General features: G+C 63.5%; 10 protein-coding genes. All 10 read left to right on the top strand.

Annotation, left to right across the window (positions count from 1 at the left end; genetic code table 11):
* Positions 1-22 precede the first annotated feature (22 nt).
* The 10 genes from purU to ACJJVH_RS17390 all read left to right on the top strand — a co-directional run bounded on the left by purU (position 23) and on the right by ACJJVH_RS17390 (position 12,658).
* Positions 23-907 carry a formyltetrahydrofolate deformylase gene (purU, locus tag ACJJVH_RS17435; protein WP_112801353.1) on the top strand — a complete coding sequence of 295 codons (885 nt, stop codon included), beginning with the start codon at positions 23-25 and terminating at the stop codon, positions 905-907.
* 97 nt (positions 908-1,004) lie between these two features.
* Complete coding sequence (locus tag ACJJVH_RS17430) at positions 1,005-1,556, top strand: hypothetical protein (RefSeq protein WP_412064430.1); 552 nt, start codon at positions 1,005-1,007, stop codon at positions 1,554-1,556.
* A gap of 129 nt (positions 1,557-1,685) precedes the next feature.
* Positions 1,686-4,613 (top strand): aminotransferase, encoded by a 2,928-nt coding sequence (locus ACJJVH_RS17425; RefSeq protein WP_412064429.1) that lies wholly within the window; start codon positions 1,686-1,688, stop codon positions 4,611-4,613.
* A gap of 512 nt (positions 4,614-5,125) precedes the next feature.
* Positions 5,126-5,320 (top strand): hypothetical protein, encoded by a 195-nt coding sequence (locus tag ACJJVH_RS17420; protein WP_034489296.1) that lies wholly within the window; start codon positions 5,126-5,128, stop codon positions 5,318-5,320.
* A gap of 304 nt (positions 5,321-5,624) precedes the next feature.
* The gene (locus ACJJVH_RS17415) at positions 5,625-6,626 is read left to right on the top strand and encodes a P1 family peptidase (RefSeq protein ID WP_112801620.1); all 1,002 of its coding nucleotides are present in this window, start codon (positions 5,625-5,627) and stop codon (positions 6,624-6,626) included.
* A 114-nt stretch (positions 6,627-6,740) separates the two neighbouring features.
* A complete protein-coding gene (locus tag ACJJVH_RS17410; protein ID WP_412064428.1) occupies positions 6,741-8,270 on the top strand; it encodes an ABC transporter substrate-binding protein in 1,530 nt (509 codons plus the stop codon).
* Positions 8,271-8,359: 89 nt separating this feature from the next.
* Positions 8,360-9,313 carry an ABC transporter permease gene (locus ACJJVH_RS17405; RefSeq protein WP_412064427.1) on the top strand — a complete coding sequence of 318 codons (954 nt, stop codon included), beginning with the start codon at positions 8,360-8,362 and terminating at the stop codon, positions 9,311-9,313.
* Entirely contained in the window at positions 9,310-10,176 is an 867-nt protein-coding gene (locus ACJJVH_RS17400; RefSeq protein ID WP_113371875.1) for an ABC transporter permease, read from the top strand. The genes ACJJVH_RS17405 and ACJJVH_RS17400 overlap by 4 nt, the downstream gene beginning before the upstream one ends.
* 23 nt (positions 10,177-10,199) lie before the next feature.
* Positions 10,200-11,591 carry an amidase gene (locus tag ACJJVH_RS17395; protein ID WP_412064426.1) on the top strand — a complete coding sequence of 464 codons (1,392 nt, stop codon included), beginning with the start codon at positions 10,200-10,202 and terminating at the stop codon, positions 11,589-11,591.
* Between the two features lie 140 nt (positions 11,592-11,731).
* Positions 11,732-12,658 carry a DMT family transporter gene (locus ACJJVH_RS17390; protein ID WP_113356104.1) on the top strand — a complete coding sequence of 309 codons (927 nt, stop codon included), beginning with the start codon at positions 11,732-11,734 and terminating at the stop codon, positions 12,656-12,658.
* Positions 12,659-12,672: the final 14 nt, after the last annotated feature.

Here is a 12,672-nt window from a genome sequence, read left to right as displayed (position 1 = left end):
CTCGATATAAGAGAGAAGAGACATGACGAGCTATGTATTGACAGTGACGTGCAAGTCGACGCGGGGGATTGTTGCGGCGATATCGAATTATTTGGCGGAACAGGGCTGCAACATCGTCGATTCCAGCCAGTTCGACGATCTCGACACCGGCAAGTTCTTCATGCGCGTCTCCTTCATCTCCGAGGAAGGCGTCAGCGAGGCGGCGCTGGTGGAGGGCTTCAAGCCGATCGCCGAGAAATTTGCGATGGATGCGGAGATTCACGATGCTAAGAAGCGCATGAAGGTGCTGCTGATGGTCTCGCGCTTCGGCCACTGCCTCAACGACCTCCTTTATCGCTGGAAGATCGGCGCGCTGCCGATCGACATCGTCGGCGTCGTCTCCAACCATTTCGATTACCAGAAGGTCGTCGTCAACCACGACATTCCCTTCCATCACATCAAGGTGACGAAGGACAACAAGCCGCAGGCCGAGGCCCAGCTGCTGGAACTGGTCGAGCAGACCGGCACCGAACTCGTCGTGCTCGCCCGCTATATGCAGGTTCTCTCGGATGCGCTGTGCCGGAAGATGTCCGGCCGCATCATCAACATCCACCATTCCTTCCTGCCGTCCTTCAAGGGGGCGAACCCCTACAAGCAGGCCTACGAGCGCGGGGTGAAGCTGATCGGGGCGACGGCGCATTACGTGACGGCCGACTTGGACGAGGGGCCGATCATCGAGCAGGACACGGCGCGCATCACGCATGCGCAGTCCGCCGACGACTATGTGTCGATCGGCCGCGATGTCGAGAGCCAGGTGCTGGCGCGCGCCATACATGCGCATATCCACTTCCGCACCTTCCTCAACGGCAACCGCACCGTCGTCTTCCCGGCAAGCCCGGGCTCCTACGCTTCCGAGCGCATGGGCTGAGGCGCGAGACGATTTCGGCCGGCTCCCTTTCCTTTTTACGTCGAAGCGCGATGTGATACCGCCGGTATCGAATCGTCCCGGTGATCAAGGAGAGGACATGTCATTTCATCGCAATGGGACGCTGCTGCTGGCGGCGTTCCTCCTGTCGACGCCGGCATCGCATGCCGAAACGGCGGAAAAGGATCCTTCCAGGATCGATCTGGCCAAGCTGATCGAATGCACGACCTACGACGTGCCGAGCTACAATGAATTCGCCCTGTGGCTGACGGGGCCGGAAAGTGCGACGGCCATGAAGACGCTCGGCTTGAGCGAGCTGCCGTCCGGCAATCCCCTCCTGCGGGAATTCCAGCTTTCGGCGCCTGTAACCGTGTTCGGGCGGCAGACGAGCAGGATTGCCTTTGCCTCCACCGGGCCGCTCGCCGTGCTCGACGAAGCCGATCCGCATCCGCTGGCAAAGCAACTCGGCGTGACCGCTTCGGTCGACCGGGCGAACAAGTTCCTCGGCGAGAAGGAAATCGTTTCGCGCAAGGAGCGGCAGGAAAATTCAGACACGGTGCTCGATACCCGCATCCTGCTCGATGTCTCGACCGTCGACAGCCATCCCGGCAAGACGCTGGCAGGTTGCAGCTATTCCATCGAGGTCGAATAGAGGATCTAGCCGGACACGATCTGCGGCCTATCTTCCTGCTGATTGCTCGACCACCCTATCTGTTTTGGGTGATTTTCTTTAAGATGGAATGGTTTAGTGTCGACGCAAATGAACCATCCGGGGGATGCCATGGCCGACGCCACGCTCGTAAACCGTATGCAACTGCCCAGACCGGACGTGACGCCGGAGGAGGCAGCCGAGATATTGCAGACGCATTACGGCCTGAGCGGCACATTGACCGAGCTCGGCAGCCAGCAGGACCGCAACTACCGCATCGAGGCCGGCGACAATGCCTATGTGCTGAAAATATGCCGTGCCGAATACGAGCCGGTCGAGCTGGAGGCACAGAATGCGGCCATTCGCCACCTTCATGCCAAACCGGACGCTCCGCGCGTGCCCGAGGTCGTGCCGGCGCTGAACGGCCGCGACATTCTCAGCGTCGCCATCCGCGAGCAGGAGTATCTCGTCCGCCTGCTCGGCTTTCTCCCCGGCCGGACGCTGACGCAGCGCAAGCATCTGCCTCTCGCCGCAACGGCAGGGCTCGGCGCGCTTTCGGCCCGGCTTGCCCGCGACCTTGCCGATTTCGATCACCCCGGCCTCCACCGGAACCTGCAATGGGATCTTCGCCGGGCAGGACCGGTCGCCGTACAGCTCCTGTCGGCGATAACCGATCATGAAGCGCGCGACCGCATCGCCAAGGCGATGGTGGCGGCCGTCAAGCGTATCCAGCCGCTGGCGAGCGAATTGCGCGTGCAGCCGGTGCATCACGACGTCACCGACGACAATGTCGTCAGCCATCCCGATGCGCATGGCCAGCTCGTGCCGGACGGCGTCATCGACTTCGGCGATATCATCCAGGGCTGGCTGGTCGGCGATCTCGCCGTCACCTGCGCCTCGCTGCTGCATCATGCCGAAGGCAATCCCTTCTACATTCTTCCCGCCATCAAGGCCTATCATGCGGTCTACCCCCTTCAGGAGGTGGAGGCCAAGGCGCTGTGGCCGCTGATCGTCGCACGCGCGGTCATCCTTGCCGCCAGCGGCGAGCAACAGCTCGCCATCGATCCGGACAACGACTACGTGCGCGGCAACCTCGATTTCGAGCGTCAGATCTTCGATGTCGCGACCGGCGCGCAGCCGGATGTGATGGAAGCGGCGATCCTGCGGGCGATCGGCCTGGATGTCGCTCCGATCTCGACCGAGGGCTGGTCGCCGCTGTTGCCCGATATCGATCCCTCGCAGATCGCAGCCGTCGATCTTTCCGTTACCGGACCCGATTTCATCGACGGCAACTGGCAGAAGCCCGACATGGACTGGCGGCTGCTGGCCCAGACCGCCATGGCATCCGGCGCGGCTGCAACCCGTTACGGCGAATTCCGCCTGTCCCTCGCGAACCCGCTCAGCTTGGCGCCGCCGCAGAATTTTGCCTTGCATTGCGATGTCTGCCTGCCGGCCGGAACCGCGGTTACGGCTCCTTTTCCGGGCCTCCTGCAACGTGAAGGCCAGCATTTCGTGCTGGCCGGCGAGGAGATGAGCCTTCATCTGGACGGCATCGAGAGCGCTCTCGAGGATGGGGCGGCCATCGAACAGGGCGCAGCAATAGGCACGATCGGCAGCGAGGGCTCGGCAATCGGAGGATTGCGCGTGCAGCTTTGCCGCGTGCCCGATCTCGCGCCGCCGCTTTTTGCGACGGCGGATCAGGCGGATGGCTGGTCGGCCGTTTGCCCCTCGCCCGTCGCTCTCCTGAACCCGTCATGCGAAGCGCCGCGAGCCGACGCGGCTGCGCTCCTGTCATTGCGCAATGCCCGCTTCGCCAAACCGCAGAAGCACTATTACGAGTTGCCGCCGCAAATCGAGCGTGGCTGGCGCGAATTCCTGTTCGACATGCAGGGGCGCTGCTACCTCGACATGGTCAACAACGTCACCACGCTCGGGCACGGCCATCCCCGGCTAACGGCCGCGATCGCGCAGCAATGGTCGCGGCTCAATACCAACTCCCGCTTCCACTATGCCGCCGTCGCCGAATTTTCCGAACGGCTGGCGACGCTGGCGCCGGAAGGGCTCGACAGCGTCTTCCTCGTCAATAGCGGCTCGGAGGCCAATGATCTCGCCATCCGCCTTGCCTGGGCCCACACCGGCAAGAAGAACATGCTCTGCCTGCTGGAGGCCTATCACGGCTGGACGGTGGCGAGCGATGCCGTCTCCACCTCGATCGCCGACAACCCGCAGGCGCTGACCACGCGGCCGGACTGGGTGCACCCGGTCCTCTCGCCCAACATCTATCGCGGTCCGTTCCGAGGTCCTGATTCGGGGGCCGACTATCTCAATGACGTCGCCGCCAAATTGCAGGCCATCGACGAAAAGGGCGATGGCCTCGCCGGTTTCATCGCCGAGCCGGTCTATGGCAATGCCGGCGGCATCGCCTTGCCTCATGGCTACCTTGCCGGCGTTTACGACGCCGTTCGCCAGCGTGGTGGCCTTTGCATCGCCGACGAGGTGCAGGTCGGCTATGGCCGGCTCGGCGAGCACTTCTGGGGCTTCGAAACGCAAGAGGTTGCGCCCGATATCATCACCATTGCCAAGGGCATGGGCAACGGCCATCCGCTCGGCGCCGTCATCACCCGCCGGGAGATCGCCGAGTCGCTGGAGAAGGAAGGCTATTTCTTCTCGTCGGCCGGCGGCAGCCCGGTCAGCTGTGTCGTCGGCATGACCGTTCTCGACATTCTCAGGGACGAGAACCTGCAGGAAAACGCCCGCGTCGTCGGCGAACGGCTGAAGGCGGGGTTGATCGCTCTTATGGATCGCTTCCCGCTGATCGGCGCCGTGCATGGCACAGGGCTTTATCTCGGCGTCGAGTTCGTGCGCGACCGGGAGGCACTGACGCCCGCGACCGAGGAAACGTCCGCGATTTGCGAACGCCTGCTCGATCTCGGCGTCGTCATGCAGCCGACCGGCGATCACCTGAATGTGTTGAAGATCAAGCCGCCGCTCTGCCTTGCACCCGACAGCGCCGATTTCTTTGTGAAAGCCCTGGAAAAGGCGCTTGAGAGCGGATTTTGATGCTCTCTTCGCCCCGTTAACCATTGAGGTGATTTAGCGGCACGGGAATTTTAATGCCGCGGGGGCATTGTCGAATCTCGCGCCGGTTCCTATTTGTCAGTCGGTGATCGGCGAGCCGTTCCGACACAGACATCAGCACGAAGGCATTTAACACAGTCTTCCCCGCAACCTGTCAGGCTCGGAATTTTATTTTCCCGATCGTCGACATTTTGACATCTTTCGGAATATGTTTCCGATGATGTAATTGCTATTATCTACTAAAGTAGTGGATAATAGTGCACCGGATCGCGGTGCTCCGTCGTTGGAGCCCCGTCAAGTACAACGCCAACTGAGGAAGTGACATGCTGAATATTAAAGTCATCGCTTCGATCCTTGGGCGGTCCGTGCTTGGCAATGACCGCTCGGGCGCGCTCTCCCGCCCGTGCTGTCGAATGTGACGTTCGTCCTCCCTACCGGAATCAAACAGTCAATTCGCCATGTCTGCGCCGTGCGTGCGCAGAGGGAGTCTATTTATGAAGAAGCAAGTTATCGAGTACGCTGGCGTTCCCGTCGGCATCGTCGTTCCGGATCAGGATCGGCTCAAGTTCATCGCTGTCAAATATCACGTCCATGATCTGGACGAGCAGCATTTCAGAAACGCGGACGAAGTAAGGCTTGCGATCCGCGATCTCCTCTCTCGCCAGCAGGCAAAGCCGATCCATGTTTGATGGATCGGCTCGCCTCGACGCCTGCACCACAAAATCACCCGCCCTCGTGGTTCGAAGCGGCCCTGCAGGCCTCTTAACCACGAGGGCTGGTCTCTCGCATCAAGTCGGCGCATAGACTTTTCGTCGTTTATCGCTGCATTCTCTCCGCCTCATGGTGAGGCGCGCAGGCTGAAAGCCGGAGTCTCGAGCCACGAGGGGCGGCCCGCACAGTACTCCCCCCGACCAAACCCATCTTGTCTTTTGATCCTCTTTACGGTCCTATCGCCAAGACGACCTCGCGTTGCAAACGGCGAAGGATTTTTCATTGGCTGATCATCTCAATCTCCTGACCGATGTCGAAGGCGTCGCCGTCGGTCACTCCACCGATCTTGCGCTCGGCTCCGGCGTCACCACCATCGTCTTCGATGAACCGGCGGTCGCCTCCTGCACCGTCCTCGGCGGCGCACCGGGCGGGCGGGACACGGCATTGCTGGACCCCGCCATGACGGTCGGCACGGTGGACGGCCTCGTGCTGTCGGGCGGCTCGGCCTTCGGGCTCGATGCGGCCGGCGGCGTGCAGGCGGGCTTGCGGGACATTGGCCGGGGCCTGCAGGTCGGCAGTGCGCTGGTGCCGATCGTGCCGCAGGCGATCCTGTTCGATCTCATAAACGGCGGCAACAAGGACTGGGGGTTGCATTCGCCCTATCGCGACCTCGGCTATGCCGCATTCAAGGCCACAGCCAAAGGGCCGTTCGCGCTCGGCTCGGTCGGCGCCGGCACGGGCGCCACGACGGCAACGGTCAAGGGCGGGCTCGGCTCGGCCAGCGCCGTCAGCAGCAAGGGATACAGGATCGCCGCCATCGTCGCCGTCAATGCGCTCGGCTCCGCCACCATCGGCGACGGCCCGCATTTCTGGGCCGCCCCTTTCGAGGAAAGTGCCGAATTCGGTGGCCTCGGCATGCCCGAAAACATCGATTCGCGCCTGCGGCTGAAGGGCACCAACATCACCGCCACGACCATCGGCGCCGTCGTCACCGATGCGCAATTGACCAAGGCGGAAGCGCACCGCCTCTCCATCTCGGCCCATGACGGCTTTGCCCGGGCGCTCCTGCCGACACATCTGCCGCTCGACGGCGATACCGTGTTTGCCGCGTCCACCGGCAAGCACGCCCGCGACGACATGCCGAGCTTCATGGAACTCTGCCACCTCGCCGCCATCGTCATGGCGCGCGCCATCGCCCGCGGCGTCTACGAGGCGACGGCCCTGCCGGTCGAGGGCGCGCAGCCCGCGTGGCGGGACCGCTTCGCCGGGCCGCGGACGCTTTGACCGCACAAGCACAGATTTTCGGAATTGTGTGTGCGCCTGCGAAATGACAGTATCGTAAAAAAGACCGCGTGCCGGCAGCAAGACCGGCGTTGCGGCAAAAGCAAGGGAACCGAGATGACCAAGTTTTCACGCACGAGCCTTGGCGACTTCGCGCGGCGGCTTGCCTGCGCCGCCGCATTATCCGCCGGCCTGCTGATGATGGGCCTGACGCAGGCCGAGGCTGCGAAGACGACGCTCAATCTCGGCATGAGCGTCGAGCCGGCGGGCCTCGACCCGACGATCGCCGCGCCGGTCGCAATTGGTCAGGTGACATGGCAGAACATCTTCGAAGGGCTGGTCGCCATCGACGAAAGCGGCAAGATCGTGCCGCAGCTCGCCAGGAGCTGGGAGATTTCGCCGGATGGGCTGACCTATACGTTCAAGCTGCAGACCGGCGTGAAATTCCACGATGGCGAGGCCTTCGATTCGGCTGCCGCCAAGTTCGCGCTCGATCGCGCCCGAGGCGGCGATTCCGTCAATCCGCAGAAGCGCTTCTTTTCGACCATCGCGTCGATCGATACGCCGGATGCGGCAACGCTGGTGCTGCATCTTTCCTCGCCGACCGGCGGCCTGCTCTACTGGCTCGGCTGGCCGAGTTCCGTCATGGTCGGGCCGAAATCCTCCGCCAACGACAAGACCACGCCCGTCGGCACCGGCCCGTTCAAATTCTCCGCCTGGGCGAAGGGCGACCATGTCGATCTGATCAAGAATCCCGATTATTGGAACAAGTCGGTCGACGTGAAGCTCGATAAGGTGACCTTCCGCTTCATTTCCGATCCGCAGGCGGAAGCCGCAGCATTGAAGGCCGGCGACGTCGATGCCTTTCCGGAGTTCGCCGCACCGGAGCTGATGAGTTCCTTCGATGGCGATCCCAGGCTGACGACCAAGGTCGGCAACACCGAACTCAAGGTCGTGGCCGGCATGAACAACACGCGCAAGCCCTTCGACGACAAGCGCGTGCGCCAGGCGCTGATGATGGCGCTCGACCGCAAGACGATCATCGAAGGCGCGTGGTCCGGCTTCGGAACGGCGATCGGCAGCCACTACACGCCCAACGACCCCGGTTACAAGGACCTGACCGGCACCCTGCCCTACGATCCCGCCAAGGCCAAGGCGCTGCTTGCCGAAGCCGGCTACCCGAACGGCTTCACCTTCACCATCAAGACGCCGCAGATGGCTTATGCGCCACGCAGCGCACAGGTGATGCAGGCAATGTTTGCCGAGATCGGCGTGACGATGAACATCGAGCCGACGGAATTTCCGGCGAAATGGGTGCAGGACGTCTTTAGCGGCCGCAACTACGACATGACCATCGTCGCCCATGCAGAGCCGATGGACATCGATATCTATTCGCGCGACCCCTACTACTTCAACTACAAGAACTCTGTGTTCAACGAGCTGATGAAGAAGATCCAGCTCACCGCCGATCCAGCCGAGCAGAACAGGCTCTATGGCGAGGCACAGACCATTCTTGCCGAGGACGTGCCGGCGCTCTTCCTCTTCGTCATGCCGAAGCTCGGCGTCTGGGACAAGAAGCTGAAGGGTCTGTGGGAGAACGAGCCCATCCCTTCGAACGTGCTGACGAACGTGTCCTGGGACGACTGACCGCTTCCGCATGACGATGCCGACGGGCGGACCCACGCCGCCCGCCGCAAGCCATTTCGATGCCGGGCATGATCGGCCATGGACATGCTATGATCGTACTTCTCACCCGCCGGATTTTCGGACTCGTCCTGACGCTGATCGCCGTCTCGCTGCTGGTCTTTGCGGTCATGGCCCTGCTGCCGGGCGATCCCGCCGCCATCACGCTCGGCACCTCGGCGACGCCGGAAACGCTGGCCGCACTCCGGCACGACATGGGCCTCGACCAGCCATTGATCGTCCGCTACGGGCAATGGCTTGCGGGTGCAGTGACGGGCGATCTCGGCAAATCCTATACCTACGGCGTGCCGGTTGCCGGCCTTATCGCCGAGCGGCTTGCTGTCACCCTGCCGCTTGCGGCCCTTGCCATCCTGCTGTCCGTGCTGATCGCCGTACCGCTCGGCGTGGCGGCGGCGGCGAAGCGGGGCGGCTTCTTCGATATTCTTGCCGCGCTGTTTTCGCAGATGGGCATCGCGGTGCCGGGCTTCTGGGTCGGCCTGCTGCTGGTGCTTCTGTTTGCCACCTCGCTCGGCTGGATGCCGGCCGGCGGTTTTCCCGGCTGGAACAGCGGATTATGGCAGGCCCTGAAATCGCTCGTTCTGCCGGCCGTCGCGCTTGCGCTGCCGCAGGCGGCGGTGTTGACGAGGGTCACGCGCTCGGCGGTGCTCGACACGCTGCATGAGGATTTTGCCCGCACGGCCGTCGCCAAGGGCCTGTCACGCAGCCGCGTGCTCTGGGAGCATGTGGTGCCGAACGCGCTGGTGCCGGTGCTGACCATTCTCGGGCTGCAATTCACCTTCCTGGTGGCCGGCGCCGTGCTGATCGAGAACGTCTTCACCCTGCCCGGCCTCGGCCGCCTCGCCTATCAGGCGCTCAGCCAGCGCGATATCATCGTGCTTCAGGATGTCGTGCTGTTTTTTGCCGGCCTCGTCATCGTCGTGAACTTCCTGGTGGATCTCTCCTATCTCGCCATCGATCCCCGACTGCGCGCCGGAGGGGCACGATGACGATCACCGAAGCCAGAGCTGCCGCCCGACCCCATCGCCGCAGGTTTCGCGCGCTGCGCCGCCCCAACCTGATCGTCGGCGCCCTCATCATTCTCTCCCTCGCCTGCGTCGCCATCGTCTCGCTGTTCTGGACGCCGGTGCCGCCGGCGAAGATGCAGATCGCCCACAAGCTGCAGCCGCCCTTCGGCTTCGGGCTTCTCGGCACCGATCAGCTCGGCCATGACGTGCTGTCGATGCTGATGGCCGGCTGCTGGAATTCGTTGTCGATCTCGGTGTCATCGGTCGCGATCGGCGGGACGATCGGAACGATCGTCGGCGTTTCCGCCGCCGCTCAGCGCGGTCTCTTCGAAACGCTGGTCATGCGCGCCTGCGACGTGATCTTCGCGCTGCCGCCGATCCTTTCGGCCATGATTCTCGGCGCGTTTCTCGGGACGGGGCGCATGACCGCCATTATCGCCATCGCGGTGTTCATGGTGCCGGTCTTTGCCCGAGTGTCGCTCGGCGCGGCGCTGCAGGCGTGGAGCCGCGACTACGTGCTGGCGGCGCGCGCCATCGGCAACACCCAACTCGCCATAACGCTGCGCCATGTCCTGCCGAACATCATGGGCGGTATCATCGTTCAGGCGACGATCCAGCTCGGCCTTGCGATCCTGACCGAGGCCGGACTTGCCTTCCTGGGCCTGAGCGTGCCGCCTCCGGCGCCGACCTGGGGACGGATGCTCGCCGATGCGCAGACCTATTTCCACGTCGCGCCATGGCTCGCACTCCTGCCGGGCCTTGCCATCGCCCTCTCCGTGCTCGGCTTCAACCTGCTCGGCGACGGGCTGCGCGATCTCCTCGACCCCCGCGAGGCGACACGCTGATTGAGACATGAAGAGTAGAGACCATGACCGAACCGACCGATCTTTCCATCCGAAGCCTCAGGCGCGGATTTTCCGACAAGAGCCTGTCCCCCAGCGAGTACTGGCTGGTGCTGGAACGGCACATCGAGGCGTGGGAGCCGACGATCGCTGCGCTCTACGCCTATGACCCCGAGGATGCCCGCAGGCAGGCGGCCGCTTCCACAGAACGCTGGGCAAAGGGTGCACCGCTGGGGCTGCTCGACGGCATTCCGGTGACGCTGAAGGAGCTGATCGCCACCAGGGGGCAGCCGGTGCCGCTTGGGACCGCGGCCGTCGAGCTCATTCCCGCCGCCGAGGACGCGCCGGTCGCCGCGCGCATGCGCGAGGACGGCGCGGTGATCTTCGCCAAGACCACCTGCCCCGATTACGGCATGCTCTCCTCCGGCCTATCCAGCTTTCACACACTCAGCCGCAATCCGTGGGACCCCAGCCAGAATCCGGGCGGATCGAGCGCCGGCGCATCGGCGGCGGCCGCAGCCGGCTACGGACCGCTGCACATCGGCACGGATATCGGCGGCTCCGTGCGCCTGCCGGCCGGCTGGACCGGCATTTTCGGCTTCAAGCCGAGCCATGGCCGCATCCCGGTCGATCCCTATTATGTCGGCCGATGCGCCGGGCCGATGACCCGCACGGTCGAGGACGCCGCTTTCGCGATGGCGGCGCTGTCGCGGCCGGACTGGCGCGACGGCACCAGCCTGCCGCCGAACGAGATCGACTGGATGGATCTGGATATCGACGTCGGCGGCATGAAGATCGGCCTGATGCTCGACGCAGGCTGCGGCCTGCCTGTCGATGACGAGGTGCGCGATGCGGTCATTGCCGCCGCCAAACGATTCGAGGAAGCCGGCGCCGTCATCGCCGACGTCGCGCCGGTGCTGACCCGGCAGATGCTGGATGGGCTCGATGCCTTCTGGCGCGCGCGCTTCTGGGGTGACATCATGGGTCTCAGCGAGGAGCGCCGCAGCTTGATCCTGCCCTATATCCATAGCTGGGCGAAGGGCGGCGCCGATATCAGCGGCGTCGAAGCGGTGCGCGGCTTCAACCAGACGATCGAGATGCGCAAAAGCTGCGGCAGGCTGTTTACAGAGGTGGACGCCGTGCTTTCGCCGACCAATCCGATCGTCTCCTATCCCGCCGAATGGGCTTCTCCCACAAACGATCCCGCCCTGCCCTTCGAACACATCGCCTTTACCGTCCCCTGGAACATGTCGGAGCAGCCGGCCGCGTCGATCAATTGCGGCTTCTCGCGCTCCGGCATGCCGATCGGCCTGCAGATCGTCGGCCCCCGCTTCGATGACATGCGCGTGCTTCGCCTGTCCAAGGCCTATGAAACATGGACCGGCGGCGTAACGAACTGGCCGAAGCCGCCGGTGTGAGAAGTTTCCTGCCGCCAGCGGACGAAATCTGCATCGGCATGGAAACAAAATTGCATGAACGCCATCAAAATGGAGCCAAATACTCTTTGCGGATGTATTAGATTTGCACTTCAAATCATTTGACTTGCAAAGGCACGAGAATGTCACAGCCGGATACCGAATACGATACGCGCGCTTCCGGCCTCCGTGACGGCGCCGATACGAAAAACCTCGCTTTCGGCATGGTGGCGATGCTTCTTGCGGCGCTGGCCATGAGCATCTCGCCGAGCCTCGTTCGGCTGGCCGATGTCGGGCCGTTCGCCAGCGCGTTCTGGCGTGTCTTCCTGGCGCTGCCGATCCTCTGGATCTGGATGCGATATGCAGAGGCCGCGGAAGCCGATGCGCCTCGCGCCAGCTTTACGATACCGACCATTCTCGCCGGCATTGCCTTTACGGGGGATCTGCTCTTCTGGCATCTCGCCATCCTGCGAACCACCATCGCCAATGCCACCTTCTTCGCGACGATGGCGCCGCTGTGGGTCGTCATCTTCGGGTGGCTTCTGTTGAGGCAGAGGGTCGATCGCACCACGTTCATCGGGCTTCTGGTCTGTCTTGCGGGCGGCGCGGCGCTGGTGGCGCAAAGCCTGGCCTTCAATCCGAGCCGGGCCGTCGGCGATGCGCTGGCGATTATCACCGGCTCTTTCTTCGGCCTCTATTTCCTGGCGGTGGGTGCGGCGCGTCCAAGGACGAATGCCGCCCGCGTCACTTTCGAGCTCAGCATCATAACCTCGGCGATCCTCTTCCTCGTCGCCTTCTTCTTCGAACCGCGGATCTTGCCGCACTCGGCCTCGGGATGGTGCGTGCTTCTGGCGCTCGGCCTCATCAGCCATGCCGGCGGACAGGGTCTGCTTTCGGTAGCGCTCGGACGGCTGCCGACCGTATTCTCCTCGCTCGTGATTTTCCTGGAATCGATCGCAGCGGCCCTTTTCGCCTGGGTGCTGTTCGGCGAAAACGTGACGCTGCTGCAGGCCCTCGGCGGCATCGTCATCATCGCCGGAATCTGGATTGCGCGGCCACGCACGCCTTGAAACTCGGGTGCGTC

Source organism: Rhizobium sp. SYY.PMSO (genome assembly GCF_046840415.1).
Classification (GTDB): domain Bacteria; phylum Pseudomonadota; class Alphaproteobacteria; order Rhizobiales; family Rhizobiaceae; genus Rhizobium.
Note: the sequence above shows the minus strand (reverse complement) of the source record. Positions and strands in the feature narration are given on the sequence as shown.

What these genes read in the sequence shown, in the direction of transcription:
- purU (WP_112801353.1), top strand. Translation starts at nt 23, where the DNA reads ATGACGAGCTATGTATTGACAGTGACGTGCAAGTCGACGCGGGGGATT.
- ACJJVH_RS17430 (WP_412064430.1), top strand. Translation starts at nt 1,005, where the DNA reads ATGTCATTTCATCGCAATGGGACGCTGCTGCTGGCGGCGTTCCTCCTG.
- ACJJVH_RS17425 (WP_412064429.1), top strand. Translation starts at nt 1,686, where the DNA reads ATGGCCGACGCCACGCTCGTAAACCGTATGCAACTGCCCAGACCGGAC.
- ACJJVH_RS17420 (WP_034489296.1), top strand. Translation starts at nt 5,126, where the DNA reads ATGAAGAAGCAAGTTATCGAGTACGCTGGCGTTCCCGTCGGCATCGTC.
- ACJJVH_RS17410 (WP_412064428.1), top strand. Translation starts at nt 6,741, where the DNA reads ATGACCAAGTTTTCACGCACGAGCCTTGGCGACTTCGCGCGGCGGCTT.
- ACJJVH_RS17405 (WP_412064427.1), top strand. Translation starts at nt 8,360, where the DNA reads ATGATCGTACTTCTCACCCGCCGGATTTTCGGACTCGTCCTGACGCTG.
- ACJJVH_RS17400 (WP_113371875.1), top strand. Translation starts at nt 9,310, where the DNA reads ATGACGATCACCGAAGCCAGAGCTGCCGCCCGACCCCATCGCCGCAGG.
- ACJJVH_RS17395 (WP_412064426.1), top strand. Translation starts at nt 10,200, where the DNA reads ATGACCGAACCGACCGATCTTTCCATCCGAAGCCTCAGGCGCGGATTT.
- ACJJVH_RS17390 (WP_113356104.1), top strand. Translation starts at nt 11,732, where the DNA reads ATGTCACAGCCGGATACCGAATACGATACGCGCGCTTCCGGCCTCCGT.